The sequence below is a fragment of the Streptomyces sp. NPDC028289 genome (assembly GCF_055565975.1).
Genome location: NZ_JBVHTI010000008.1, coordinates 19118 through 45495 on the forward strand (window position 1 = coordinate 19118; position 26378 = coordinate 45495).

Here is a 26378-nt window from a genome sequence, read left to right on the forward strand (position 1 = left end):
CGTGTCCGGCCTGCGGCCCTCAGCCCGTGTGGACGCGCGGCCGCCGGGCGCGGTCCGGCTCAGCCTCGCGCAGCACCTCGCGGGTGACCGGGGCGACCTCGCCCTGGCCGAAGAGGAAGAAGCGCAGGAAGTTGGCGAACGGGCTGCCCTCGGTCCACTCGAAGTAGATGTGCGGGATGCAGCCGGTCTCGTCCCGGACGTGCAGCAACAGCGCGGCCAGGGCGTTGGGGATGGAGGCCGACTCCAGGGTCAGCACGCGGTAGCGGTTGTGCAGGACCTCGCCGCGGACGGTCAGACCCGCCTCGAACTCGGAGGGGTCGGTGACCGTCACCTCGACGAAGACGAAGTCCTCCTGCTCGGGCATCTCGTTGTCGGCCCGGATCTGCTCGATCTTGTCGCGGTACTCGGCCTTGTCGCGCCGGTCCGGCTCGTTGGCGATGAACCGCATCTTGCGGCTGGCCATATCGCGGATGAATCGTTCCGCCATGTCGTCGAGGGCCACGCTCGTCACGCGCAGCTCGAAGGCGCGGGCGAGGCGGGAGAGCAGCGAGACCAGGATGATGCCGACGATGAAGCAGGCACCGATCTTCACACCGTCGGGCCGCTCGATGACGTTCACGACGGTCGTGTAGAGGAAGACCGCCGAGATGACCCCGAACCCGATCGTCCACTTGCGCTGCCCGGCCTTGCGGGCGGCGATGGTCACCGCGACCGCCGCGGAGCTGATCAGCACCAGCACACCGGTGGCGTAGGCGCCGCCCTGCGCGTCGACGGAGGCGTCGAAGATCCAGGTGACCAGGAAGGCGATCAGGGTGAAGACGATGACCATCGGGCGGACGGCGCGGGCCCAGTGCGGGGCCATGCCGTAGCGGGGCAGGTAGCGGGGCATGAGGTTGAGCAGGCCGGCCATCGCGGAGGCGCCGGCGAACCACAGGATGGCGATGGTCGAGACGTCGTAGACCGTGCCGAAGGCGTTGCCGAGGTACTCGTGCGCCAGGTAGGCGAGGGCGCGGCCGTTGGCGTCGCCGCCGGGCTTGAACTCGTTCTCCGGGATCAGCAGCGTGGTGATGAAGCTGGTCGCGATCAGGAAGCAGCTCATGATCAGGGCGGCCGTGGTGAGGAGCTTCTTGGTGTCCCGGATCCGCCCGGTGGGTTGCTGCTCGGTGTCGCCCGGCTCGCCCTTGACGTGCGGCATGACGGCGACGCCGGTCTCGAAGCCGGACAAACCCAGGGCGAGTTTCGGGAAGACGATCAGGGCGACGCCGATCATGACGAATACGTTGCCGTGTTCCGCTGTGAGGCCGCTGGTCCAGTCGGTGACGACGTGCTCGGCGGTGATGACGTGGTAGAAGCCGACGATCACGACGACGACGTTCAGTGCGAGGTAGATGCCGACCAGGGCGACCGCGACGCCGATCGCCTCCAGGAAGCCCTTGAGGAAGACCGCGCCCAGCAGAGCCACCAGGAACAGCGTGATGATCATCTGCTTGCCGTGCAGGAAGTCGGTCAGGTGCGGGTTCTCCACCAGGTGGGTGGAGGCGTCCGCGGCCGACAGGGTGATGGTGATCAGGAAGTCGGTGGCGGCGAAGCCGAGCAGGGTCAGCACGAAGAGCTTGCCCTGCCAGAAGGAGAGCAGCCGCTCCAGCATGGCGATGGAGCCCTCGCCGTGCGGGCTCTCCTCGGCGACGCGGCGGTAGACCGGCAGGGCGCCGGCCAGGGTGACTATGACGAGCACGATGGTCGCGATCGGCGACAGCAGACCGGCCGCCAGGGCGGCGATGCCGGGCTGGTAGCCGAGGGTGGAGAAGTAGTCGACACCGGTCAGGCACATCACCCGCCACCAGCGCTGGCCCTGGTGCGCGGGTTCGGGCTGCGCGTGGGGACCGGTGTGCCCGCCGCCCTTGCCCATGTCGGACAGCCCCTCCAGCATCCAGGCGCGCAGGCGACTGGGAGGGGGGTGTTCGGTCGTGGCCATGGGGTCGGCTCCTGGTGTCCGGCGCGGTGTGGTGGGGCGCAGTTCGATTCCGGCCATCACGCGGACGGCGGCACCAGCGTAAGCAGAGAGTGACGCGTGGGCCCACGGATCGGAGGGCGCTGGGCGTCAAGCTTGCGTTAAGAATGCCCTGACAGGCGGTGGTCGGCCATCAGGAAAGGGTGGCTCGGAGGCCGCGGAGGGACGTTGGGCTGTACGGGGGACGGCGGGTGGGCGCCGGGTTCCGGACACCGAGCGTTATCCCGTACGCCGGCTTGCGGGCGCGGGACCGGGGACACGGAGGAGCACTTCACTCGGCGAGTGAGCGCGTCGGAGCCGATGCCCGACCGGAGGAGGGCGGCTGCGGGGCCTCGTGACACGCCCGGCAAGGGTGCGTCACGATGATCACCATGACCGACGGAATCGCATGGCTTGCTGCTCCCCAGTCGATCGCCTTCGGCGGCTACAGCGTCGTGCTCGCCCGGGGGCTGGACGCCGAGGAGCTGGTATCGCGGCTGACCGCCACGGTGTTCGGGCCGAGACGCACGGCGCGTGGTCTGGGCCGCCTCACCGGCAAGGACCTGATCGATGTCGTGGAGGGCGGTCCCTGGGAGCCCCATCCCCCGATAGGTCTGCGTTACGGGGAGACCGGCGAATGGGCCTTCGTGGTCAAGTACGGCGGCTGGCAGGCGGAGTTCGGCCCGGAGCCGCCTGTGTCCCGGGGTGGTGCACACGTCTTCCAGCTGGAATTCGAAGAGGAGAACGGCAAGCCGGTACCACCTCAGTTCTCCTACCTCCATGACGAGCGTCTCGTGTGTGCGTTCAATCTCCACCTGGACGGTTCATGGGGATACGACGGCGTGAGTGGTGACCGCGAGGTGGCGGTACGCGTCGAGGAGATGCTGGCTGCCGCCGGGCTGCCGGACCCCGACGTGCCTCGCCGTGAAGTGCACCGCACCGCACTGGAGATCATCGAACGGCATTTCGGGCTCTCGCTGCCACGCAGGCAGGTCCTGGAGGCCGCGCTTCCCGCCGTGATCCTGGAGATCGCGTCGCCGGCGGATCCCCCCGCCTGAAGCGGTTGGTCGCATCGAGCTGGTCACCTCGCTGAACGTGCCTGCTCGGCCCGGAGCCGAACCCGCCTGGAGGGGCGTCAGGAGCGCATCAAGACCGATCGTTCATGGCCGGACGCGGTCGCAGGCTGACCGGTACGGGGGCGGGCGACCGTCCGTGGCGGGTACCTGGGAGGGGACCGTGACCATCACGGCCGGCACAGCGCACAGACCTCCGGCGGAGGCTGTCGAGGAGTCACGGCCGGTCACGGTGGCAGCGCCGCCGCCCGTACCCGCCCCGGGGCCGCGCGAGGCGCGCCCGGGGGAGCGGACCGTGGCCGCGCGGGCCGCTCCGCGTCGCCGTCTCCGCTCGACCGGCCCGGCTGCGTCTCCTGCGCGCGGCCACGGTCCTGCTCGCCGTCGCCCTGGGGATGCGTGGGCTGGGCGGCGGGCACGCCGAACGCGCACTTCGGCGCGTGGACGGCCGATCTGGACCAGGTGACGGGCATCAACCGCACCCGCCTCGACGAGTCGGTGGCCGCGGGCGTGGCGAGCTGACCGGCCACCTGTCATGGGCCTGCGGGATGGTGCTGCTCGCCATGGCGCTGACCGGGCTGGGGCTCAGGCCCCGGCCCCGGCCGGCGGAGTTCCGCTGAGAAGCCGGGAAACGGCTCCTGCCGCGGCGCGCTACGCGTCCGCCAGCCTCGCCTCCTCCAGGTCCAGCGACCGCTGGAGCCGCCTTCGTGTCGTGTCGCTGATCGTGTGCTCGTCGTACAGCCGCCGCAGCTCCGCCGCCTCCACCGCTATCAGGTCGCGGCGCAGCTGGCGGTAGACCAGGTCGGCCGACTCTGCCGTGCTGTCGGCGAGGCGGTCGCGGGCGTCGTCGAGGCGCGCGTGGAGGCCGCGCCGGAGCCGGTCGAGGACCACGTCCGGTACGGCCTCCAGCTCGGACAGCTCCTCCAGCCGCCGGATGCCCGCGTCGGCCAGCCGGCAGCGGGCGGCGGCCTCCTCGCGCTCGGTGTGGTCCGGTTCCAGGGCGATGCCGGACCGGCGCACCACCGAGGCCAGGGAGAAGCCCTGTACGACCAGGGTGACGACCACGACCGACGTGGTGAGGACCAGTACCAGCGGGCGTTCGGTCAGCGCCGAGCCGTCCTTCGCCGTCACCGGGATCGACAGCGCGGCTGCGAGTGGCACCACACCCCGGGTGCCGGCCCAGGTCAGCACCACCGGCACCCGCCAGTTCGGCCGCTGTATGCCGCCCTTGCGCTGCACCACCGCCGACAGCGGCGCCAGCCACAGCAGCCGTACCGCGATCAGGGTGCCGGCCACCGCCAGCGCGTACAGCGGCCAGGCCCGGTCGCCGTCGGACAGGGCCCGTACCTGGGCGGGCAGCGCGAGCCCTATCAGGCTGAAGACCACGCTCTCCAGCAGGAAGACCACCGTGCCGTAGACGGCGTGCAGCTGGAGCCTTATCCGGGCGTTGGTGAGCCGGTCGCCGCGACCGCCCAGGACCACGCCCGCCACGACCACCGACGTGACCCCGGAGGTGTGGGCCGCCTCCGCGAGGACGTACGCCGCGTACGGGGTGACCAGGGAGATCACCGTCTCCAGGACCGGGTCCTCGGTGCGTCGCCTGATCACCGTGACGACCGCGGCGACCAGCGCTCCGATCAGCGTGCCGCCGCCCGCGAGCAGCAGGAACTCGCCGCCCGCCGCCCCCCAGTCCGCCGCCGCCGAGGCCACCGCGACGCTCACCGCGACCCGGTAGAGGACCAGGGAGGTCGCGTCGTTGAAGAGGCTCTCGGCCTGGACCAGCATCTGCACTCTGGGCGGCAGGGCGAGCCGGCGGCCGAGCGCGGTCACCGCGACCGGGTCGGTGCTGGCCAGGATCGCGCCGAGCACCAGCGCCATCTGCCAGGACAGCGGGGTGACCAGGGAGGCGACCGCGCCGACGGCCGCGGCGGAGGCCAGTACCAGGCCGACCGCGAGCACGCTCACCGGCTTCCACACCACGCGCAGCTCGCGCCAGGAGAGTTCCTCCGCGCTGGCGTAGAGCAGCGGCGGGAGGACGACGAGGCCGATGACCTCCGGGCTGACCCGGATCGTCGGGGTGCCCGGCAGCAGGGCCACGGCGAGGCCCGCGACGACGAGGAGGGAGGGGGCGGGAATCCGCCACCGGCGGGCGAAGGTCGCCACCACCGTGGCCAGTACCACGAGTGCGAGAACCGTACCCACGCCGCGCATGCCGTCCCCCTGGGGCCCATCGGAAGCCACGGTGACTCCCGGCCGACCAGACTTCCCGGCACACCGCCTTCACCCTATCCGGCCAGGGGCCGTCAAGACAGTGTCAACGTCCTCGTCAGCGGCGCCAGAGACGCGTCAAGAGGCCGGACCCGGGGCCCCGCGGCGCGCTTGTCTTCGAGGTGATGAACGACGTACCGCGCGGACGACTGAAGGTCTACCTCGGGGCCGCCCCAGGGGTCGGCAAGACCTACCGCATGCTCGACGAGGCCCGGCGCCGTGCGTCCCGGGGCGCGGACGTGGTGGTGGGGTTCGTGGAGTGCCACGGGCGGCCCCTGACCGAGGCGATGACCGAGGGCCTGGAGGTCGTGGCACGGCTGCGCTGCGGATACCGGGGCGGCGAGTTCGAGGAGACGGACGTCGCCGCCGTGCTGGCGCGCCGCCCTGAGGTCGCGATCGTCGACGAGTTCGCGCACACCAACATCCCCGGCGACGGCCGGCGGCCCAAGCGCTGGCAGGACGTCGAGGTCCTGCTCGCGGCCGGCATCGACGTGATCACCGCCGTCAACATCCAGCACCTCGAGTCACTCAAGGACGTCGTCGAGAAGATCACCGGGGTGCCGCAGCACGAGACGGTGCCCGACGACGTGGTCCGCAAGGCGGAGCAGATCGAGTTCGTCGACATCCCGCCCGAGGGCCTGCGCCGCCGGATGGCGCACGGCAACATCTACGCCCCGGAGAAGATCGACGCGGCCCTCGCCAACTACTTCCGCCCCGGCAACCTCACCGCGCTGCGCCAGCTGGCCCTGCTCTGGGTCGCCGACCGGGTCGACGAGGCCCTCCAGTCCTACCGCGCCGAGCACGCCATCGGCGGGGTGTGGGAGACCCGCGAGCGGGTGGTGGTCGCGCTGACCGGCGGCCCGGAGGGCGACACCCTGGTACGACGGGCCGCACGCATCGCCGACCGGTCCTCGGGCGGCGACCTGCTCGCCGTGCACGTGGCCCGCAGCGACGGCCTGGCCGCCGGCGTCTCGCACGCCTCGCTGGCCCGGCAGCGCCGGCTGGTCGAGGACCTCGGCGGCAGCTACCACTCGGTGGTCGGCGACGACGTGGCCACCGCCCTGGTGGACTTCGCGCGGGCCGAGAACGCCACCCAGCTGGTCCTCGGCACCAGCCGCCGGGGTCGCCTGGAACGCTTCCTCACCGGACCGGGCACGGGGGAGACCGTCACCGCGCTCTCCGGTGACATCGACGTCCACCGGGTCACCCACGAGCGCGCCGGCCGCGGCACCCTGCTGCCCTCCCGCCGCCGCACCCTCTCCACCGGCCGCCTGATCGCCGGGCCGGTCGCCGGGCTGGTGCTCCCGGTCCTGCTGACCGTCGCCCTCGCCCAGGTGCGCGGCACCGTCAACCTCACCAGCGAGGCCCTGCTCTTCCTGCTCGCGGTGGTCGGCGTGGCCTGCATAGGCGGGGTGACCTCCGCAGTGATCGCCTCCGTCACCGCGTCCCTGCTGCTGAACTACTGGTTCATCCCGCCCATCGGCCGGTTCACCCTCGACGACCCCAACGCCCTGCTGGCACTGGGGGTGTTCGCGGTCGTGGCCGCCACCGTCGCCGCGGTCGTCGACCGCTCGCTGCGGCTGTCGAGGCGCGCGGCGCGGGCCACCGCCGAGGCGGAGACCATGTCGTCGCTGGCCGGCAGCATCGTGCGCGGCGGCCAGACCATCCCGGCGCTCCTGGAACGCACCCGCGAGACCTTCGGCATGGACTCCGCCGCACTCGTCGACGAGCCGCCGGACGGCGCCGACGTCACCGCCGTTCCCGCGGGTCCCGGCAACTACCTGGTCCTGCGCGGCCGTACGCCCTCCTCGTCCGAGCGGCGGGTGCTCGCCGCGTTCGCCGCGCACGTCGGGTCGGCGGTGGAGCGGGCCCGGCTCGCCCAGGCCGCCGCCGAGGTCGAACCGGTGCGCGCCGCCGACCGGATGCGCACCGCGCTGCTGCGGGCCGTCGGCCACGACCTGCGCACCCCGCTCGCGGCCGGCTGGGCGGCGGTCACCTCGCTGCGCAGCCGGGAGGTGGAGTTCTCCCCGGAGGACCGCGACGAACTCCTCGCCGCCGCCGAGGAGTCCATGGCCCGGCTCAGCCGCCTCGTCGACAACCTCCTCGACCTCAGCCGTCTGGAGGCCGGCGTCCTCACCCTCAACCTGCGGGCCACCGCCCTGGAGGAGGTGCTCCCGACGGCCCTGGCGGACACTCCGACGGCCGAGGTGCACGGCGAACCGGAGAACATGCCCCCGCTGCTGGCCGACCCGCCGCTGCTGGAGCGCGTGATCGCCAACCTGGTCGGCAACGCGGCCCGCTACAGCCCGCCCGGCAAGCGGGTGCTGGTGACGGCGAGCGCGCTGGCCGGGCGCGCCGAACTCCGGATCATCGACCGGGGCCCCGGTCTGCCCGCGGGCGGCCGCGACCGTCTCTTCGAGCCCTTCCAGCGGCTCGGCGACACCGACAACACCACCGGCCTCGGCCTCGGACTCGCCCTCGCCCGCGGGCTCACCGAGGCGATGGACGGCACCCTGACCCCCGAGGACACCCCGGGCGGCGGACTGACCATGGTCGTCTCGCTGCCCCTGGCCGACCGGGCCCAGCCCTTCCGCGCACCACAGGGCATCGGAGGTGCCGCCGCGGGACCGACGGGCGCGGGCTGACCCGTGGGCCGGCGGTCGGCCCACCGTCCCGCGCCCGCTCCCGCTTCTTGACATGTTCTTGGCGGAGTTTTGAACGGCGGGCGGCGGTCCGGCCGGAACCGGTGTCACGGCCGGTGCCGTTCAGGCTGATGTGACGTCAACTGTGCTCGTACCAGCGGCATCCGGAGAGAGAACCGGCCACATGGTGATCTGCGGCGACGACGGCCTCGCGCACCGGCTCGCCGTCGAACTGGACGCCGTGTGCGGCGAGGTCGTCACCGTGGTCCTGCCGTCCGCCGACGACGAGCACGGTGCCCGGGTCGCCGCCCTGCACCGCGACCCGGCGTCCGCCGTCCACCTGCACATCTCCGCCCGCCCGGACGAGGCCACCCTGCGCGCGGCCGGCGTGGCCCGGGCCGCCGCGCTCGCCCTGACCTACCGCGACGACCAGGTCAACGTCACCGCGGCCCTGCTCGCCCGCGCCGTCAACCCCTCCGTGCGGCTGGTCGTGCGGATGTTCAACCGGGAGCGCGGCAGCCACCTGGAACGGCTGCTCGACCGGGCGGCGGGCCTGTGCGACGCCCCCGCACCGGACGCCTCCACCACCGTGCTGTCCGATGCCGACACCGCCGTACCGGAACTGGTCGCGGCGGCCGCCCTGGGGCACGGGCACACCCTCCAGGTCGAGGGCAAGGTCTTCCGCGGTGTCGTACGGCCCGCGGGCACCCCGACGCACGCCACCGACCTGGCCACCCTCGCCGTGCTCTCCGGCGCGCACGAGGACGACCCGGCCAGCCAGGACAGCGCCGAGACGGCCGGCGAGGACGGCACCCTGCTGCTGCCGGACGACCGGACGGCGTACCACCGGCAGTTCACGCACGGGCGGCTGACGCTGGAGGAGGTCGTCCACCTCGACACGGCCGAACCGGCCCGCCGCGCCTGGCGGTTCCGGCCGGTGCACTGGCTGCGGGCCCGGTTCGCCCACCTGCCGTGGCGGGTCTTCCGCTCCCGGCAACTGGCGGCCGTCTACGGCTCGTTGGCTGCGGTTGTGGTCGCGCTGTCCACCGCCACCGCGCTGTTCGCGGACGAGCACCCCTGGTGGAAGAACTTCTACCTGCCCCTGCTGGACATCTTCACGATGGGGGATCCGGCGACCGAGGAGTCGCCCGCCCGCCGCATACTCCAGCTCCTCGCCGGCTTCGTCGGGCTGGCGGTGCTGCCGCTCGTGGTCGCCGCGACCATGAACGCGACCGAGGCGTTCCGCACCGCTTCCGTGAACCATCCGCCCGACGACGACGTCGGCGGCCACATCGTCCTGGTCGGCCTCGGGATGGTCGGCACCCGGGTGCTGGACCGGCTGCGCAGCACCGGCCACCAGGTCGTGGCCATCGAGCGCGACCCGCGTGCGAGGGGGGTCGCGCTCGCCCGGGAACTCGGCGTCCCGCTGGTCCTGGAGGACGCCACCGCCCCCGGCGTCCTCGACCTCGCCCGGGTTCGCCAGTGCGGCTCCCTGCTCGTGCTCACCCGCGACGACGGACAGAACCTCGACATCGTCATGGCCGTCCGGGAGGCCAACCCCGCGGTACGGGTGGTCACACGGCTGTACGACGACGCCTTCGCCGCGACCGTCCAGCGCACGCTGCGGGCGTCCTACCCGGATGCGCTCACCCGGAGCAGAAGCGTTTCGGCGCTGGCCGCGCCGTCGTTCGCCGCCGCGATGATGGGGCGCCATGTGCTGGGGGTGATGCCTGTGGAGCGGGGGTCGCTGCTGTTCACCTGCGTGGACGTGGCCGGGCATCCGGAGCTGGAGGGACGCTCGGTGCACCAGGCGTTCCGGCGACGGGAGTGGCGGGTGCTGGCGGTGGGGCCGGCCGGTGGGGGTGCCCCGGGACAGCCCGCCTTCGACTGGCGGCCGGCGCAGGGGCGGGTGCTGGAGGCGGGGGACCGGGTGGTGATGGCCACGACGCGGCGGGGCCTCGACGTGCTGATGACGGGGGTGGGTGCCAATGGCGCTAATCCAGGCCCGACGCCTTGAAGACGCCCAACGCGTTCTCGCGCTCGACCTGTTCAGCGAGGCGGCTCAGGGCGATCGAGCCGCAGCGCAGGGTGCCGGCCTCGACGGCCTTGCGGGCGCCCGCGTCGACGCGCAGCCACAGGTCGGGGTTGTCGACGAGGACCCGGGGGTCGATCTCCAGCCGGTCGCCGAAGGCGTCGCGGAGCAGCAGGCGGGGGGAGATGCCGTCCAGGCGGCGGACCGAGACCAGGCGGTCGGTGCGGACCCTGCGGGTGCGCAGCAGCCGGCGTGAGGTGAGCCAGCCGTCGCCGGCGCGGACCCTGGCGGGGCACAGGACGCCGAAGAGGAGCAGGGCGAGGGTGGTCCAGAGGGTGCCGCGCCACCAGGTGAACGTCCCTGATCCCCAGTCGACCAGGAGGAGCAGGGCGAGGAGGGCGCCTGCGCAACGGGCCGATGCGTAGACGTCTTTGGACCAGCGGTGGTCCTCGGAGTGTGGCATGGGGTGAAGGTAGGGAGTGGTGGGGCGCGGCGTCTGCAGGTGGGGCATGTCTTTGATGGGACTCTGACGGTTGTGGGTCCGCGCGGGCCGGTGGGGGCCGAGCGTGCAGTTCCCCGCGCCCCTGCGGTGCGCTGCGGTCACCCCCGTCAAGAAGTCATCAAAGTCGGACCCCCTCGCGCGAAGAACGCGCAATGGGTTGTCGGAGGTGGCCGGGGCGGGACAGAACCTGGTCGGATCGCGCGCGGTACTCCGTGCGCGAGACGTATGTCCCGTTCGTCAAGGAGCACCCTCCCATGTCCGTACTGACCGTCGAACCGGGGGCCGTGCCCGCCGGTGAGGAGCCGCCCGATACCGGGGAACGGCATCGCCTCACCGCGGTGACCGGCCTCGCCGCGCTGTCGCTGGACGCGATGGCGTCGGTGGCGTACGGGCCGGAGGCCATCGTGCTGGTGCTGGCCGGCCGCCGGCGCGCACGGGCTCGGCTGCACGCTGCCCGTCACGCTCGCCATCGCGGCCCTGCTGGCGGTGCTCGTCGCCTCGTACCGGCAGGTCATCGCGGCCTTCCCGGACGGCGGCGGCTCCTACGCCGTGGCCCGGACCCACCTCGGGGTGCGGGCCAGCCTGGTCGCCGCCGCCTCCCTGGTCCTCGACTACGTGCTGAACGTCGCCGTCGCCGTCACCGCCGGGGTCGCCGCCCTCACCTCCGCCTTCCCGGCGCTGTACCCGCACCGGCTGGTGCTGTGCCCGGCCGTGCTGGTGCTGGTCACCGGGGTGAACCTGCGGGGGATCGCGGAGTCGGCGAAGGCGTTCATCGTGCCGACGGTGGTGTTCGTCGGGTCGATCTTCGTGCTGATCGTGGTGGGGCTCTTCCGGTCCTCGCCGGCCAGCACGGTCACCGCCGCCGGTCATGCCTCCGTGCTCGCCGACAACGCCTCCGGCGTGGGCGCCCTGCTCCTGCTGAAAGCCTTCGCCTCCGGCTGTGCCGCCCTCACCGGCGTCGAGGCGATCGCCAACGCCGTGCCCTCCTTCCGGGTGCCCCGCGTCAGGCGGGCCCAGCACGCCGAGGTGGCTCTGGGGGCGGTGCTGGGCGCGATGCTGATCGGGCTCTCGGTGCTGATCTCCCGGTTCCATCTGCAGCCGGTCGCGGGCGTGACCGTCCTGGCCCAGCTCGCCGACGCCTCCCTCGGCCACAACGGGTGCTTCTACGTCGTCCAGTTCGCCACGATGATCCTGCTGGCGCTGTCCGCGAACACCAGCTTCGGCGGGCTGCCGGTGCTGCTGAAACTGCTCGCCCGGGACAACTACCTGCCGCACGTCTTCGCGCTGAAGGCCGACCGGCAGGTGCACCGGCACGGTGTGCTCGCCCTGGCCGTGGTCTCGGCCGCGCTGCTGGTGTTCTCCGGCGGCGACACCAACACGCTGGTGCCGATGTTCGCCATCGGGGTCTTCGTCGGCTTCACCGTCGCCCAGGTGGGGATGGTGAAGCACTGGCTGCTGGAGCGGGGGACCGGCTGGCGGGGGAAGGCGCTGCTCAACGGGTTCGGGGCGGTCCTGACCGGCGTCGCGACCGTCGTGGTGACAGCGAGCAGGTTCACCGAGGGCGCCTGGCTGGTCGTGGTCGTGCTGCCGCTGCTCGTCGCCGCCTTCGTCGCCGTGCACCGTGCCTACGGGCGGATCGGGGAGCGGCTCGGGCTCGGGCGGGTCCCGGAGCCGCCGCACCGGGAGCGGTCGGTCGTGATCGTGCCGGTGTCGTCGCTGTCCCGGCTCACCTCCCAGGCGCTGTCGGCGGCCGCCTCCCTGGGCGACGAGGTGCGGGCCGTCACCGTCTGCCACCCCGACCCCGAGGACCGGGCCCAGCTGCACGCCCTGGAGCGCGCATGGGCGGAGTGGGACCCCGGGGTGCCACTGGTCCGGCTGAGCTGCGAGCGGCGCACCCTGGGCCGTCCCGTCGCCGCCTACGTCCGTGAGGTGACCGCGGCCGAGCCGGCCACCCGGGTGACCGTGCTGATCCCGGAGACCGAACCGGAGCGGCTCTGGCTGGGGTCCCCCGCGCGGAGCGTGGGGGAGACTGCTCCAGAACCAGCGCGGTGCCGTCGTCGCCCATGCCGTGCGCAAGGAGACCGACGCGGTGATCTGCCGGCTCCGGTTCCGCCTGTCCTGACCGGCCCGATGCGCCTGAGGCCGACGTTTCCCCAGTTCAGCAGGGTTTCCGCCGCCGAACGGCGGCCTCCGGTCGCGGGTCCGCCGGGGCCGCGTAAGAGTCCCGTCAAAGGCGTGAACACCGCCGTAAGGGACCCGTCAACGGCGGCTGAATCCGACTGGAAAGGCGCTTTCCTCTAACAGTCCAAGTCCGTCCCGAACCTCATCCAGGAGTTCACGATGGCCGATCTGGCCTTCGTCGTCACCGTGCTCGCGGGTTTCGCGCTGGTGGCCCTCGTCGCCAAGGGGGTGACCAAGCTGTGACCGCCGAGAACATCGTCGGCCTCGTCGTGGCCGTCGCCCTGCTGGGCTATCTCGTCCTCGCCCTGATCTTCCCGGAGAGGTTCTGAGACACCCATGGGTCCCGTAACCGCCGCCGTGCTCCAGCTCGTCGCGCTCATAGGCGCGCTGGCGCTCTGCTACCTCCCCTTCGGCAACTACATGGCCAAGGTCTACACCTCCGACCAGCACTGGCGGGTCGAGAAGTGGATCTACAAGGGCATCGGCGCCAACCCCGACACCGAGATGCGCTGGCCCGCCTATCTGCGCGGGGTCCTCGCCTTCTCCCTGGTCGGCGTCCTCTTCCTCTACCTGCTGCAGCGGCTGCAGGGCATCCTCCCCGGCTCGCTCGGCTTCTCCTCGGTCAACCCGGCACAGTCGTTCAACACGGCCGTCTCCTTCGTGACCAACACGAACTGGCAGTCGTACTACGGCGAGCAGACCATGGGCCACGTCGTGCAGACCGCCGGTCTGGCCGTGCAGAACTTCGTCTCCGCCGCCGTCGGCATCGCCGTCGCCGTGGCGCTGGTGCGCGGGTTCGCGCGCTCGCGCACCGGTGAGATCGGCAACTTCTGGGCCGACCTGGTGCGGGGCGTCATCCGCATCCTGGTGCCGTTCGCCGCTCTGGCGGCGGTCGTCCTGGTCGCCTGCGGTGCCATCCAGAACTTCTCCGGCATTCATGAAGTCGGCCAGTTCATGGGCGGTTCGCAGCAGTGGAACGGCGGGGCCGTCGCCTCGCAGGAGGCCATCAAGGAGCTGGGCACGAACGGTGGCGGCTACTTCAACGCCAACTCCGCCCACCCCTTCGAGAACCCGACGCCCTTCACCAACCTCTTCGAGATCTTCCTGATCCTGATCATCCCGTTCGCGCTGACCCGCACCTTCGGTGTGATGGTCGGTTCGGTGAAGCAGGGTTACGCGATCCTCGCCACGATGTTCACCATCTGGCTGGGCTTCGTCGCCCTGATGATGTGGACCGAGTTCGCCCACCACGAGGGCGCGCTGCAGATCGCGGGCGGCGCGACGGAGGGCAAGGAGGTCCGCTTCGGGGTCGGCTCCTCGTCGATCTTCGCGGTGTCGACCACGCTCACCTCGACCGGTGCGGTGGACTCCTTCCACTCCTCCTTCACCGGCCTCGGTGGCGGCATCACCATGCTCAGCATGATGCTGGGCGAGATCGCGCCCGGCGGCACCGGCTCCGGCCTCTACGGCATCCTGATCATGGCGGTCATCGCGGTGTTCATCGCCGGTCTGATGGTCGGCCGTACGCCCGAGTACCTGGGCAAGAAGATCGGCGCCCGCGAGATCAAGCTGTCGGCGATCTACATCCTGATCACCCCGGCGCTCGCGCTCGTCTTCACCGCGGCCTCCATGGCCCTGCCGACCCCGCCGCACTCCATGCTCAACCCGGGTGCGCACGGGTTCTCCGAGGTGCTGTACGCCTTCACCTCGGCGGCCAACAACAACGGCTCGGCCTTCGCCGGCCTGAACGCGAACACCGACTGGTACAACACCATGACCGGACTCGCGATGCTGTTCGGCCGCTTCCTGCCGATGGTGTTCGTGCTGGCCCTGGCCGGCTCGCTCGCCGAGCAGAAGCCCGTCCCGGCCACGGCCGGCACCCTGCGCACCGAGAAGCCGCTCTTCACCGGCCTGCTCGTCGGCGCGATCCTGATCATCACCGGTCTGACCTACTTCCCGGCCCTGGCGCTGGGTCCGCTGGCCGAGGGGCTGGCGTCGTGACCACCCGAACGGAAGCCCACGAGGACACCATGTCCACTCCCACCCTCGCGCCCCACCAGGACGCGCCCACCGGGCACAAGCCCGCCGAAGGACGTGTCGGCGCGGGCCTGTTCGACCCCAAGCAGCTGATCAGGTCCCTCCCCGAGGCCTGCCGCAAGCTCGACCCGCGGGTGATGGTCAAGTCGCCCGTGATGTTCGTGGTGTGGGTGGGCTCGATCCTGACCACCGTCTTCTCCTTCAAGGACCCGGGCGACTGGTTCGGCTGGACCATCAGCGCCTGGCTGTGGCTGACCGTGATCTTCGCCAACCTCGCGGAGGCGGTCGCCGAGGGCCGCGGCAAGGCCCAGGCCGACACCCTGCGCAAGGCCAAGACCGACACCGTCGCCCGGCGGCTGACCGGCTCCACCGAGGAGCAGGTGCCCGGCACCGAGCTGAGGATCGGCGACCTGGTCGTCTGCGAGGCCGGCGACATCATCCCCGGTGACGGTGACGTCATCGAGGGCGTCGCCTCCGTCGACGAGTCGGCGATCACCGGCGAGTCGGCCCCGGTCATCCGCGAGTCCGGCGGCGACCGCAGCGCGGTGACCGGCGGTACGAAGGTGCTGTCCGACCGGATCGTCATCAAGATCACGACGAAGCCGGGCGAGACCTTCATCGACCGGATGATCAGCCTCGTCGAGGGCGCGGCCCGGCAGAAGACGCCGAACGAGATCGCGCTGAACATCCTGCTCGCCTCGCTGACCATCGTCTTCCTGCTGGCCGTCGCCACCCTGCCGCCGTTCGCGGACTACGCGGGCACCCACCTGACGATGGTCGTGCTGGTCGCCCTGCTGGTCTGTCTGATCCCGACCACCATCGGCGCGCTGCTCTCCGCGATCGGCATCGCCGGCATGGACCGCCTGGTGCAGCGCAACGTGCTCGCCATGTCCGGCCGCGCGGTCGAGGCCGCCGGTGACGTCTCCACCCTGCTGCTCGACAAGACCGGCACCATCACGCTCGGCAACCGCCAGGCCTCCGAGTTCGTGCCGGTGGGCGGGGTCACCGAGGCCGAGGTCGCCGACGCGGCCCAGCTGTCGTCGCTGGCCGACGAGACCCCCGAGGGCCGCTCCATCGTCGTCCTGGCGAAGGAGAAGTACGGGCTGCGCGAGCGGCACCAGGGCGAGCTGGCGCACGCCGAGTGGATCGCCTTCACCGCCCAGACCCGCATGTCGGGTGTGGACGTGGACGGCCGGAAGATCCGCAAGGGCGCGGCCGGTTCGGTCATCGCCTGGGTCCGCGAGCAGGGCGGCACCGTCGCCGAGGACGCGGACACCCTCGCCGACACCATCTCCGAGTCCGGCGGCACCCCGCTGCTCGTCGCGGTCGACGACGCCGGGGGCGCCCGGGTCCTGGGCGTCATCCACCTCAAGGACGTCGTCAAGGAGGGCATGCGCGAGCGGTTCGAGGAACTGCGCCGCATGGGCATCAAGACCGTCATGATCACGGGTGACAACCCGCTGACCGCTCGCGCCATCGCCGAGGAGGCGGGCGTCGACGACTTCCTCGCCGAGGCCACCCCCGAGGACAAGATGGCCCTCATCAAGCGGGAGCAGGCCGGCGGCAAGCTGGTCGCGATGACCGGTGACGGCACGAACGACGCGCCGGCGCTCGCGCAGGCCGACGTCGGCGTGGCGATGAACACCGGTACGTCGGCCGCCAAGGAGGCCGGCAACATGGTCGACCTCGATTCCAACCCGACCAAGCTCATCGAGATCGTCGAGATCGGCAAGCAGCTGCTGATCACGCGCGGTGCGCTGACCACGTTCTCCATCGCCAACGACGTCGCGAAGTACTTCGCGATCATCCCGGCCATGTTCGCCGTGGTCTACCCGGGCCTGGACAAGCTCAACATCATGCACCTGTCCTCGCCCAGCTCCGCGATCCTCTCAGCGGTCGTCTTCAACGCGCTGATCATCATCGCCCTGGTGCCGCTCTCCCTGAAGGGCGTCCAGTACCGGCCGGTGAGCGCGGACAGGATGCTCCGCCGCAACCTCGGGATCTACGGGCTCGGCGGCCTGATCGCGCCCTTCATCGGCATCAAGATCATCGACCTGCTCATCTCCCTCATCCCCGGAATCGGCTGAAGGCCATGAACAACTCCGTTACGAACACCGCCCGGTTGCTCTGGGCGGGCCTGCGGGCCCTCCTGGTGCTGACCCTGGTGACGGGTGTCATCTACCCGCTGGTGGTCACCGGCATCGCCCAGGCCGCGTTCCACGACAAGGCGAACGGCTCCGAGATCAGGTCGGACGGCAAGGTCGTCGGCTCGTCCCTGATCGGGCAGTCGTACAACCTGCCGCTGAAGAAGGGCCAGGAGACCCCGGACGCCGCCCTGCGGTGGTTCCAGGGCCGCCCGGCCAACGGCCTCGGCAGCAACAGCATCAACACCCAGTACAAGTTGATCCTTTCGGGTGCGACCAACCTCGCCGCCGACAACAAGGTGCTGATCCAGCAGGTGAAGGACGCCAAGGCCGCCGTCGTCAAGGACAACTCGGTGCCCGGCTACACCGTCACGCCCGCCCAGGTACCGGCCGACGCCGTCACCTCCTCGGGCTCCGGCCTGGACCCGGACATCTCCCCGGCCTACGCCGAGCTCCAGGTCCACCGGGTCGCCGAGAAGAACGGCCTCTCCGTCACCCAGGTGGAGAAGCTGGTCAAGGACCACACCACGGGCCGCACGCTCGGCTTCATCGGTGAGCCCCGGGTGAACGTCCTCGAACTCAACATCGCGCTGAAGGAACTGACCAAGGGCAGTTGAGGGAACCGATGACCCGAGTGCTGGTCGTGGAAGACGACCCCCAGCTCGTACGGGCACTCGTGATCAACATGCAGGCACGCCAGTACGGAGTGGACGCGGCGCCCGACGGCGCCACGGCCCTCCGGCTGGCGGCCGCGCGTCAGCCGGACGTGGTGATGCTCGACCTCGAACTGCCCGACATGGACGGGGTCGACGTCATCAAGGCGCTGCGCGGCTGGACCCGCGTACCGATCCTGGTGCTGTCCGCGCGGCAGGCCTCCGACGAGAAGGTCGCCGCGCTGGACGCGGGCGCCGACGACTACATCACCAAGCCGTTCAGCATGGACGAACTCCTCGCACGGCTGCGGGCCGCGGTCCGCCGCACCGAGGACGTGCCGCTCGCCCCCGAGACCACCCGGGTGGAGACGGCCGACTTCACCATCGACCTGCTCGCCAAGAAGGCGGTGCGGGCCGGTCACGACGTCCGGCTCACCCCCACCGAGTGGCATCTGCTGGAGATACTGGTCACCAACCCCGGCCGGCTCGTCACGCAGAAGCACCTGCTGCGCGAGGTGTGGGGAGTCACCCAGAGCAGCAAGACCAACTACCTGCGGGTCTACATGGCCCAGCTCCGCCGCAAGCTGGAGGCGGACCCCTCGCACCCCCGGTACCTGATCACCGAGCCCGGCATGGGCTACCGCTTCGAAGGATGACATGGCACGCGGCAGGCTTCGGATCTACCTCGGCGCGGCTCCCGGCGTGGGCAAGACCTACGCCATGCTCTCCGAGGCCCACCGCCGGATCGAACGCGGCACGGACTGTGTCGTCGCGTTCGTCGAGCACCACGACCGGCCGCGCACCGAGGTGATGCTGCACGGCCTGGAGGAGGTCCCGCGCCGCGAACTGGAGTACCGGGGCGCGGTGTTCACCGAGATGGACGTCGACGCCGTCCTCGCCCGCCACCCCCAGGTCGCCCTCGTCGACGAACTCCCGCACACCAACATCCCGGGCTCCCGCAACGCCAAGCGCTGGCAGGACGTGGAGGAGTTGCTGGCCGCCGGGATCGATGTCGTCTCCACCGTCAACATCCAGCATCTGGAGTCGCTCGGTGACGTCGTGGAGTCCATCACCGGGGTACGTCAGCAGGAGACCGTGCCCGACGAAGTGGTCCGGCGCGCCGACCAGATCGAGCTGGTCGACATGTCCCCGCAGGCGCTGCGCCGCCGCATGGCGCACGGCAACATCTACCAGCCGGACAAGGTCGACGCGGCCCTCTCCAACTACTTCCGGCCCGGCAACCTCACAGCCCTGCGCGAACTCGCCCTGCTCTGGGTCGCGGACCGGGTCGACGAGTACCTGAACGAGTACCGCAGCGAACACCGGGTCTCGAAGATCTGGGGTTCGCGGGAGCGGATCGTGGTCGGCCTGACCGGCGGACCGGAGGGACGCACGCTCATCCGGCGGGCGGCGCGGCTGGCCGAGAAGGGCGCGGGCGGCGAGGTGCTCGCCGTCTACATAGCGCGCAGCGACGGCCTCAACTCCGCCTCCCCGAAGGAACTCGCCGTCCAGCGCACCCTCGTCGAGGACCTCGGCGGCACCTACCACCATGTCGTCGGCGACGACGTCCCGGCCGCGTTGCTCGACTTCGCGCGCGGGGTCAACGCCACCCAGATCGTCCTCGGCGTCTCCCGGCGCAGAAGCTGGCAGTACGTCTTCGGGCCGGGCGTCGGCGCCACGGTCGCCCGGGACTCGGGACCCGACCTCGACGTGCACCTCATCACCCACGACGAGGCCGGCAAGGGGCGGCTCCCGCTGGGCCGTTCGGCACGGCTCGGCCGGTCCCGGCTCATCTGGGGCTGGCTGACCGGCGTCCTCGGGCCGGTGCTGCTCACCTGGCTGCTGACCTCCGCCGCACCGGAAGTGGGCCTCGCCAACGACATGCTGCTCTACCTCGCCCTGACGGTCGCCGCGGCCCTGCTCGGCGGCCTCCTCCCGGCGCTCACCTCGGCGGTGGTCGGCTCCTTGCTGCTCAACTGGTTCTTCACCCCGCCCGTCCACACTCTCACCATCGCCGACCCGAAGAACATCGTCGCCATCGCGATCTTCGTCGGGGTCGCGGTGTCGGTGGCCTCGGTGGTGGACCTGGCGGCCCGGCGCACCCAGCAGGCGACCCGGCTGCGCGCCGAGTCGGAGATCCTGTCCTTCCTCGCGGGCAGCGTGCTGCGCGGCGAGACCAGCCTGGAGGCGCTCCTGGAACGGGTGCGGGAGACCTTCGGCATGGAGTCGGTCGCGCTCCTGGAGCGCGCGGACGACGTGGCGCCGTGGACCTGCGCGGGCAGCGTCGGACCGCGGCCCTGCCAGTCACCGGAGCGGGCGGACGTCGACGTGCCGGTCGGCGACCACATGACCCTCGCCCTGTCCGGGCGGGTGCTGCCGGCCTCCGACCGTCGGGTGCTGGCCGCGTTCGCCGCGCAGGCGGCCGTCGTGCTCGACCGGCAGCGGCTCCAGCAGGAGGCTGACCAGGCGAAGGAGCTGGCGGAGGGCAACCGCATCCGTACGGCCCTGCTGGCCGCCGTCAGCCACGACCTGCGCACCCCGCTGGCCGGCATAAAGGCCTCGGTGTCCTCGCTGCGCTCGGACGACGTCGAGTGGTCCGAGCAGGACCGGGCGGAGCTCCTGGAGGCCATAGAGGCGGGCGCCGACCGCCTCGACCACCTCGTCGGCAACCTCCTCGACATGTCCCGCCTGCAGACCGGCACGGTCACGCCCATCGTCCGCGAGGCCGACCTGGACGAGGTGGTGCCGATGGCGCTCGGCGGCGTCCCCGAGGACAGCGTCGAGCTGGACATCCCGGAGACGCTGCCCATGGTCCACGTCGACAAGGGGCTCCTCGAGCGGGTCGTCGCCAACGTGGTCGAGAACGCCGTCAAGTACAGCTCCGCGGACACCCCCGTGCTGGTGAAGGCCAGCTCCATGGCCGACCGGGTGGAGGTGCGGGTGGTGGACCGCGGCCCCGGCGTCCCCGACGAGGCCAAGGAGCGCATCTTCGAGCCGTTCCAGCGGTACGGCGACTCACCGCGCGGTGCGGGGGTGGGGCTGGGCCTCGCCGTGGCCCGGGGCTTCGCCGAGGCGATGGGCGGCACGCTGACCGCCGAGGACACCCCGGGCGGCGGCCTCACCATGGTGCTGAGCCTGCCGACCGCACCGGGTCGCAGACCGGGACGGCCGGACCTGCCGGCGGCTGTCACTTCATAGGGCCTGCCGGTAGGGCTGCTACGACAACTGCCGTGAGTTCAGCGGCAGATGCCAGCTGTTGCGGCGGTGCGCGGAGGCCAGCGCCTCCTCCAGCGGGGAAGGCGGCACGGCCAGGACCGGGCAGTGCGCGTGGGACAGGCAGTAGCGGGCCACCCGGCCCGAGAAGGCCCGGTGCCAGCCGCGTCGGCCCGCACCGACGACCAGTACGTCGTCCTCCCGGTCCGCCACCTCCACCAGGGACAGTCCCGGGGTGCCGCGCACCACGAGTCCGTTCACCGGGGTGCCGGGCCCGGCGTCGCCGAAGACCTCCTCCAGCACGTCGAGCAGCCGCTGCCGGGCCATCCGCTGCCACTCGTCGACCAGCAGCACCGAGGCCGGCGAGCGCCGCATGGCCAGCTCACCGCCCGGCGGCTCCCACACGAGCACCGGCCACAGCTCCGCATCCCGGCGCCGGGCCTCCGCGGCGGCCCGGGACAGGGCCCTGACGCTGCCCAGCGAACCGCTCACGCCGACCACGACCCGGACGGGCGCGCAGGCGTCGTAACCGGACATGACTCCACCGTTCTTCCGTAGGTGTCCCGGAGCGTTCCCGGGCCGGACGGGTACCCCGATCCGGTTCCATGACACTGCGTCGAACGGGTGACGGCCAGGGGCCGGGGCACATCCTGGCGCGCCTCTGACGGCTGCTGTGACGGCCGCCACCGGCACTGACGGGTGCTACGTCAGCGCCCCGTCAACGTCGCCGCGATCACCGTCAGCGTCCCGTCAAGAGGCATCGGAGAGGTGCCCGCAGCGGGCATAGCGTCCTGGGCAAGCCCCGGCGGCCTCCCCGCCTCCGGGGCACCAGCTCCTTCCTGTGCCAGGAGGCATGCCATGCCAGAACTCTTGTGCGGTGACGACCCGGAGCCTTCCGATCGCTCCCCGGCCGGACTCCTGTTCGTACCGGTCCGGCCGGGACCCACGGGATGCGCGGCCCGGCTCTTCCGCACCCCGCTCGGCGAGCGCACCGCCGTCGGTTTCACCTCGGCCCGCGGACTCGCCGCCACCCTCGGCCCCGACCAGGCCTGGATCCGGCTCGCCGAACCCGCGCTGCGCGCCCTGGCCGCACCGCTCGGCGTCACCACCGTCACGGTCGACCCGCAGCTGTCGGCCCCGGCCCCCGCGCCGGTGGTGCCGCTCGCGCCCGCCGCCGTGTCCCCGCGGACCGTCCGAACCGCCTGAGCCGCGTGAACCGCCCGATTCGTCTGAGTCTGAGAGGGGAGCGGTCGATGACCGCCCTGCACGAACCCGTCGTCACCACCACGCCCGCCGATCTGTCGGTGTGGCCCGCCTCCACCACCGAGCCCCGGCCCGGCGGTCTCGCCGTCGGCGGGGTCCCGCTCGCCGAGGCCGCCGACCGCTTCGGTACCCCGGTGTACGTCCTCGACGAGAACGAGGTCCGCGAGCGCTGCCGCACCTACCGGCACGCCTTCCCCGACGCCGAAGTCCTCTACGCCGCCAAGGCGTTCCTGTGCCGGGCGATGGTCCACTGGACCGAGGAGGAGGGGCTCGGCCTGGACGTCTGCTCGGCCGGCGAGCTGGAGCTGGCGGTCACCACCGGGTTCCCGCCGGAGCGGATCGTGCTGCACGGCAACGCCAAGTCGCCGCGCGACCTGGAGACCGCGCTGCGGCTGGGCGTCGGACGGATCGTCATCGACAGCCCCTCCGAGATCGCCCGGCTCGCCGCCGCCGTCGGACCCGACGGACACCAGAAGGTCATGGTCCGCGTGGTGCCCGGGATCAGCGCGGGCGGCCACGAGAAGATCCGCACCGGAACGGACGACCAGAAATTCGGGCTGTCCTCCCCCACTCTCGGCTTCGCTCGAGCGGGAGGTGCCCCCATCGACGGCTACGCCCAGCACGCCATCGCCCGGATACTGGACCAGCCACAGCTCCGACTCACCGGCCTGCACTGCCACCTGGGCTCCCAGATCACCAGCGTCAAGCCGTACCTCGCCGCCGTGCGCCGGGTGGTCGGGCTCATGGCCCGGCTGTACGAGCAGCACGGACTGGTCCTGCCCGAGCTGGACCTCGGCGGCGGCCACGGCATCGCCTACCGGCCCGGCGAGGCGGCCCTCGACCTCACCGCCCTGGCCCGCAGGGTGCGCGCCGAACTGTCCGACGCGTGCGCGGCGGCCGGGCTGCCGGTGCCCCGCCTGATCATCGAGCCCGGGCGGGCGATCGTGGGCCCGGCCGGGATCGCCGTGTACCGCGTCCTCGCGGTCAAGAAGACCGGCGACCACACCTTCGTCGCCGTCGACGGCGGCATGAGCGACAACCCGCGGCCCGCCCTGTACGGCGTCCGGTACGCGCCCCGGCTCATCGGCCGGGCGAGCGCCGCGCCCACCGCCCCGGTCACCGTCGTCGGCCGGCACTGCGAGGCGGGCGACGTCCTGGCCGCCGACGTCGAACTCCCCTCCGACCTGCGCCCCGGCGACCTGCTCGCGGTCCCGGTGGCCGGCGCCTACCACCTCTCCATGGCCTCCGGCTACAACCTGGTCGGCCGCCCGCCGGTCACCGCCGTCCGCGACGGCCACGCCCGCCTGCTGGTCCGGCGCGAGTCCCTCGACGACATCCGCCGCCGGGACGTCGGGCTCTGACCGGGCCCTTCCCCGACCCACCTCCGGGCGAGCGGCGGCCCGGCCCCCGCCCGGAGGTGCTCCAAGTCCCCGCACGAAAACGGCACTCACGCCGGCCGGCCCGCCCGGGCCCGCCCACAGGCGCGCGAACCCTGCGCAGAGGACACTGTTGCCGACCCGTCCCACCGGTCGTGATGAGGTCCCGATGGCTGCGGGCCCGCACCGACGTCGTGGTCTGCATGCTGCCGTACCGGCTGAAGCTCTGACGGCCGCCTTGTCGGCCCCGTGAGCGGGCTCCTACAGTACGCCCCGTAATGTTCGCCGACCTCGCCGAAACTTTCGGTGCGGCCTGGGCGGGGGCTTTCCCGGCGTCCCGCTCTTCCACAGCCGGGACCTGGTGCACTGGCGACAGCTCGGCAGCGTCTGCGACCGGCCGGGGCAGTTGAGCCTGCCCGCCGACACCCCGGCCTCGGGCGGTGTGTACGCCCCGACGATCCGGCACCACGACGGACTCTTCCGCGTCGTCACCACCGACGTCAGCGGCGGGGGCAACCTCCTCGTCGCCGCCGAGCGGCCCGAGGGGCCCTGGTCCGACCCGGTGTGGATCGACGTCCCCGGCATCGACACCCGGACCGGGAAGGTGCTGGAGGGGCCGCTGCCGATGTGGTCCGGTACGGGACTGCGGGACCCGGAGGCGCCGCACCTCTACCGGGTCGGGGGGTGGTACCTGCTGGTCGCCGAGGGCGGCACCGCCCTCGGGCACGGTGTGTCCGGGGCCCGCGCCCGCTCGCCGCGCGGGCCCTGGGAAGCGGCGCCCGGCAATCCGCTGGTCTCCCATCGGGGCACCAGGGAGCCGATCCAGAGCACCGGGCACGCCGACCTCGTCCAGGCTGCCGACGGCAGTTGGTGGGCGGTGCTGTCGGCACCCGGCCGCGGGGCTGGTTCCCCGAGTTCCACGTGCAAGGCCGGGAGACCTTCCTGGCCCCGGTGGAGTGGGCGGACGGCCGGCCTCGCGTGGGGCGGGTACGGGAGCGGCACGAGGCTCCGGCAGCCCGGCACCCGGTCGAACAGCCGCCCGCACGGGACGATTCCACGGCGCCGGTCCTCGCACCGCACTGGATCTCCCCGCGCAGCCGGCCGGACGGGTCCTGGTCGCCGGGCGAACGGCCCGGCCGGCTGGCGCTCACGGCCACCGGGGACAGCCTCGACCGCGCCGGGCACACCTTCGTCGACCGGCGCCGGCGGCACGCCGCCTGCCGGGCCGCCGCCCTGCTCGAACCGGGCCCGGGGCGCGCGGGCCTGTCGGTCCGCATCGACGAGGCCCACCACTACGACCTGGAGGTGAGCGGGGGAGTGGTGAGCGCGGTCGTCCGATCGGGCCGGTGCGGCAGCGGGTCGCCGAACGCACGGTGCCGCCGGGCCCGACGCCGTGACCCTTTCGATCGAAACGTCCGACGGTGTCGTCCGACTGGCCGAACTCGCCGGCCGTTATCTCTCCACCGAGGTGGCGGGCGGGTTCACCGGCCGGGTCATCGGCATGTACGTCGCCGAGGGGCGGGCCGCCTTCGACTGGTTCGCATACATGCCGATGAGCTGATGCGCGACACCTTGACGCTCCTGATGCGCCTTTCTAGAGTCGCCGTTCTGAACGTTCGGTGAAAACCCCGAATGTTTCGAAAACGGCGACCCCAGAGCACCACCGAACCAGGACGGCGTCGGTCGTCCCGAACCCCAAGGAGCGCATCATGGGCGACCCGGCACTGTCCCGGCGCGGATTCCTGGCGGCCACCGCGGCCGCCGGACTGGGCATGACCGCCCTCAGCGGCTGCGGCTCGGGCGACGACGGGTCCTCGTCGTCGGGGAAGGTCACGGTCGAGTGGTGGAACATCTCCACCACCCAGCCGACCAAGAACGTCTGGGCGGGCCTGGCCAGGAAGTTCGAGGCTCAGAACCCGCACGTGAAGCTGAAGATCGTGCAGTTGGAGAACGACGCCTACAAATCCAAGATGACGGCGCTCATAGCCTCCGGCAAACTCCCGGACATCTTCCACACCTGGGGCGGCGGGGTCCTCAAGCAGCAGGTCGACGCCGGCCTCGTCGAGGATCTCACCGACGGCACCAAGCCCTGGGCGGACGGGATGCTGTCGGTCGCCAAGCAGCCGTACCTCATCGACCAGAAGCTGTACGGCATTCCGTTCGACATCGGCATGATCGGCTTCTGGTACAACAAGGCACATTTCAAGAAGGCGGGGATCAGCGAACCTCCCACCACGTGGAGCGGATTCCTCGACGCCGTGCGGAAGCTCAAGGCCGCCGGCATCACCCCGCTCGCCCTCGCGGGCAAGGAGAGCTGGACAGGTATGTACTACTGGGCGTACCTGGCGATGCGCACGGCCGGTCTCGACGCCCTCCAGAAGGCGGACGAGGACAAGGACTTCACCGGCACCGGGTTCGTCCAGGCCGGGCAGCACCTGAAGGACCTCGTCGATCTCCAGCCGTTCCAGAAGGGCTTCCTCGGCGCGGCCTACTCCGCGCCCACCGGTCAGGCGGCCGCCGTCGGGAACGGCAAGGCGGCCATGGAGCTGATGGGCCAGTGGGCCCCGGTGGTGGAGGCGGACGCGGGCAAGGGCCTCGGCTCGGACCTCGGCTTCTTCCCGTTCCCCGCGGTCGACGGCGGCAAGGGCGCCCTCACCGAGGTCTTCGGCGGTGGCGGCGGGCATGCCCTGCGCAAGGGTGCTCCGAAGGAAGCCGTCGACTTCCTGAAGTTCTTCGCCTCCGAGACCACCGACCTGGTGCTCGTCGAGAAGACCAACACCCTCCCCGTGGTCCCCGGCGCGGAGAAGGCGCTGAGCGACCCCAACACCAAGGCCGTACAGGCGCAGCTGAAGGCCGCTACCGGATTCCAGCTCTACCTCGACCAGGCGTACGCGCCCGCCGTCGGCCAGCAGATCAACGACAGCGTGGCCGGGCTGATCGCCGGCTCCAAGTCGCCGGAACAGGTCACACAGGCGATCACCAAGACCGCGAAGGAAGAGCAGTAGGC

General features: G+C 71.8%; 18 protein-coding genes and 3 pseudogenes. 17 read left to right on the top strand and 4 right to left on the bottom strand.

Annotated features, from left to right (window positions below):
* Positions 1-19 precede the first annotated feature (19 nt).
* Positions 20-1975, bottom strand: a complete 1956-nt coding sequence (locus ACZ4UV_RS36745; protein WP_451023116.1) for an APC family permease — start codon at positions 1973-1975, stop codon at positions 20-22.
* A 407-nt stretch (positions 1976-2382) separates the two neighbouring features.
* Here ACZ4UV_RS36745 and ACZ4UV_RS36750 point away from each other — a divergent pair, with 407 nt between their 5' ends.
* Entirely contained in the window at positions 2383-3048 is a 666-nt protein-coding gene (locus ACZ4UV_RS36750) for a hypothetical protein (RefSeq protein ID WP_467843956.1), read from the top strand.
* A 411-nt stretch (positions 3049-3459) separates the two neighbouring features.
* Positions 3460-3582, top strand: a complete 123-nt coding sequence (locus ACZ4UV_RS36755) for a hypothetical protein (RefSeq protein ID WP_451019999.1) — start codon at positions 3460-3462, stop codon at positions 3580-3582.
* A 129-nt stretch (positions 3583-3711) separates the two neighbouring features.
* Here ACZ4UV_RS36755 and ACZ4UV_RS36760 read toward each other — a convergent pair whose 3' ends face one another.
* Positions 3712-5271 (bottom strand): Na+/H+ antiporter, encoded by a 1560-nt coding sequence (locus tag ACZ4UV_RS36760; protein WP_467844783.1) that lies wholly within the window; start codon positions 5269-5271, stop codon positions 3712-3714.
* 182 nt (positions 5272-5453) lie between these two features.
* Here ACZ4UV_RS36760 and ACZ4UV_RS36765 point away from each other — a divergent pair, with 182 nt between their 5' ends.
* The gene (locus ACZ4UV_RS36765; protein ID WP_451019998.1) at positions 5454-7973 is read left to right on the top strand and encodes an ATP-binding protein; all 2520 of its coding nucleotides are present in this window, start codon (positions 5454-5456) and stop codon (positions 7971-7973) included.
* A gap of 181 nt (positions 7974-8154) precedes the next feature.
* The gene (locus ACZ4UV_RS36770; RefSeq protein ID WP_467843961.1) at positions 8155-9987 is read left to right on the top strand and encodes a potassium channel family protein; all 1833 of its coding nucleotides are present in this window, start codon (positions 8155-8157) and stop codon (positions 9985-9987) included.
* On the opposite strand, the gene ACZ4UV_RS36775 is transcribed toward ACZ4UV_RS36770, so the two are convergent.
* Positions 9965-10465 carry a hypothetical protein gene (locus tag ACZ4UV_RS36775; RefSeq protein ID WP_451019996.1) on the bottom strand — a complete coding sequence of 167 codons (501 nt, stop codon included), beginning with the start codon at positions 10463-10465 and terminating at the stop codon, positions 9965-9967. The genes ACZ4UV_RS36770 and ACZ4UV_RS36775 overlap by 23 nt on opposite strands.
* Positions 10466-10758: 293 nt before the next feature.
* On the opposite strand from ACZ4UV_RS36775, the pseudogene ACZ4UV_RS36780 reads away from it, so the two are divergent.
* The 7 genes and pseudogenes from ACZ4UV_RS36780 to ACZ4UV_RS36810 all read left to right on the top strand — a co-directional run bounded on the left by ACZ4UV_RS36780 (position 10759) and on the right by ACZ4UV_RS36810 (position 20717).
* Positions 10759-12626, top strand: a pseudogene (locus ACZ4UV_RS36780) (APC family permease).
* A gap of 298 nt (positions 12627-12924) precedes the next feature.
* Positions 12925-13014 (top strand): K(+)-transporting ATPase subunit F, encoded by a 90-nt coding sequence (gene kdpF / locus ACZ4UV_RS36785; protein ID WP_016434100.1) that lies wholly within the window; start codon positions 12925-12927, stop codon positions 13012-13014.
* A gap of 7 nt (positions 13015-13021) precedes the next feature.
* Positions 13022-14686: a potassium-transporting ATPase subunit KdpA gene (gene kdpA, locus ACZ4UV_RS36790; RefSeq protein ID WP_451019995.1), complete on the top strand. Its 1665-nt coding sequence runs from the start codon at positions 13022-13024 to the stop codon at positions 14684-14686.
* A gap of 29 nt (positions 14687-14715) precedes the next feature.
* Entirely contained in the window at positions 14716-16809 is a 2094-nt protein-coding gene (gene kdpB / locus ACZ4UV_RS36795) for a potassium-transporting ATPase subunit KdpB (protein WP_467844785.1), read from the top strand.
* Positions 16810-16814: 5 nt separating this feature from the next.
* Entirely contained in the window at positions 16815-17483 is a 669-nt protein-coding gene (locus ACZ4UV_RS36800) for a potassium-transporting ATPase subunit C (protein ID WP_467843966.1), read from the top strand.
* Between the two features lie 8 nt (positions 17484-17491).
* On the top strand, positions 17492-18175 hold the full coding sequence (locus ACZ4UV_RS36805; protein ID WP_451019993.1) for a response regulator: 684 nt from the start codon (positions 17492-17494) through the stop codon (positions 18173-18175).
* 1 nt (position 18176) lies between these two features.
* On the top strand, positions 18177-20717 hold the full coding sequence (locus tag ACZ4UV_RS36810) for a sensor histidine kinase (protein WP_451019992.1): 2541 nt from the start codon (positions 18177-18179) through the stop codon (positions 20715-20717).
* 18 nt (positions 20718-20735) lie between these two features.
* Here ACZ4UV_RS36810 and ACZ4UV_RS36815 read toward each other — a convergent pair whose 3' ends face one another.
* Positions 20736-21269, bottom strand: coding sequence for a universal stress protein (locus ACZ4UV_RS36815; protein WP_467843970.1), 534 nt, complete (start codon positions 21267-21269; stop codon positions 20736-20738).
* 321 nt (positions 21270-21590) lie between these two features.
* Between ACZ4UV_RS36815 and ACZ4UV_RS36820 the strand changes: the two genes are divergently transcribed.
* From ACZ4UV_RS36820 to ACZ4UV_RS36845, 6 genes and pseudogenes are all read left to right on the top strand, one after another.
* On the top strand, positions 21591-21938 hold the full coding sequence (locus ACZ4UV_RS36820; RefSeq protein ID WP_467843973.1) for an SAV_915 family protein: 348 nt from the start codon (positions 21591-21593) through the stop codon (positions 21936-21938).
* A 47-nt stretch (positions 21939-21985) separates the two neighbouring features.
* A complete protein-coding gene (lysA, locus tag ACZ4UV_RS36825) occupies positions 21986-23356 on the top strand; it encodes a diaminopimelate decarboxylase (protein WP_467843976.1) in 1371 nt (456 codons plus the stop codon).
* A gap of 328 nt (positions 23357-23684) precedes the next feature.
* Positions 23685-24257 (top strand): annotated as a pseudogene (locus tag ACZ4UV_RS36830) (family 43 glycosylhydrolase); the annotation flags it as partial.
* 92 nt (positions 24258-24349) lie between these two features.
* Positions 24350-24646: pseudogene (locus ACZ4UV_RS36835) on the top strand (beta-xylosidase family glycoside hydrolase); the annotation flags it as partial.
* 118 nt (positions 24647-24764) lie between these two features.
* Positions 24765-24932: a beta-xylosidase family glycoside hydrolase gene (locus ACZ4UV_RS36840; RefSeq protein WP_451022223.1), complete on the top strand. Its 168-nt coding sequence runs from the start codon at positions 24765-24767 to the stop codon at positions 24930-24932.
* A gap of 148 nt (positions 24933-25080) precedes the next feature.
* Entirely contained in the window at positions 25081-26376 is a 1296-nt protein-coding gene (locus ACZ4UV_RS36845) for an extracellular solute-binding protein (protein ID WP_451022224.1), read from the top strand.
* Positions 26377-26378 lie beyond the last annotated feature (2 nt).

Coding starts and splice junctions, on each gene's coding strand:
- ACZ4UV_RS36745 (WP_451023116.1), bottom strand. CDS start 1,975: ATGGCCACGACCGAACACCCCCCTCCCAGTCGCCTGCGCGCCTGGATG.
- ACZ4UV_RS36750 (WP_467843956.1), top strand. CDS start 2,383: ATGACCGACGGAATCGCATGGCTTGCTGCTCCCCAGTCGATCGCCTTC.
- ACZ4UV_RS36760 (WP_467844783.1), bottom strand. CDS start 5,271: ATGCGCGGCGTGGGTACGGTTCTCGCACTCGTGGTACTGGCCACGGTG.
- ACZ4UV_RS36765 (WP_451019998.1), top strand. CDS start 5,454: ATGAACGACGTACCGCGCGGACGACTGAAGGTCTACCTCGGGGCCGCC.
- ACZ4UV_RS36770 (WP_467843961.1), top strand. CDS start 8,155: ATGGTGATCTGCGGCGACGACGGCCTCGCGCACCGGCTCGCCGTCGAA.
- ACZ4UV_RS36775 (WP_451019996.1), bottom strand. CDS start 10,465: ATGCCACACTCCGAGGACCACCGCTGGTCCAAAGACGTCTACGCATCG.
- kdpA (WP_451019995.1), top strand. CDS start 13,022: ATGGGTCCCGTAACCGCCGCCGTGCTCCAGCTCGTCGCGCTCATAGGC.
- kdpB (WP_467844785.1), top strand. CDS start 14,716: ATGTCCACTCCCACCCTCGCGCCCCACCAGGACGCGCCCACCGGGCAC.
- ACZ4UV_RS36800 (WP_467843966.1), top strand. CDS start 16,815: ATGAACAACTCCGTTACGAACACCGCCCGGTTGCTCTGGGCGGGCCTG.
- ACZ4UV_RS36805 (WP_451019993.1), top strand. CDS start 17,492: ATGACCCGAGTGCTGGTCGTGGAAGACGACCCCCAGCTCGTACGGGCA.
- ACZ4UV_RS36810 (WP_451019992.1), top strand. CDS start 18,177: ATGGCACGCGGCAGGCTTCGGATCTACCTCGGCGCGGCTCCCGGCGTG.
- ACZ4UV_RS36815 (WP_467843970.1), bottom strand. CDS start 21,269: ATGTCCGGTTACGACGCCTGCGCGCCCGTCCGGGTCGTGGTCGGCGTG.
- ACZ4UV_RS36820 (WP_467843973.1), top strand. CDS start 21,591: ATGCCAGAACTCTTGTGCGGTGACGACCCGGAGCCTTCCGATCGCTCC.
- lysA (WP_467843976.1), top strand. CDS start 21,986: ATGACCGCCCTGCACGAACCCGTCGTCACCACCACGCCCGCCGATCTG.
- ACZ4UV_RS36845 (WP_451022224.1), top strand. CDS start 25,081: ATGGGCGACCCGGCACTGTCCCGGCGCGGATTCCTGGCGGCCACCGCG.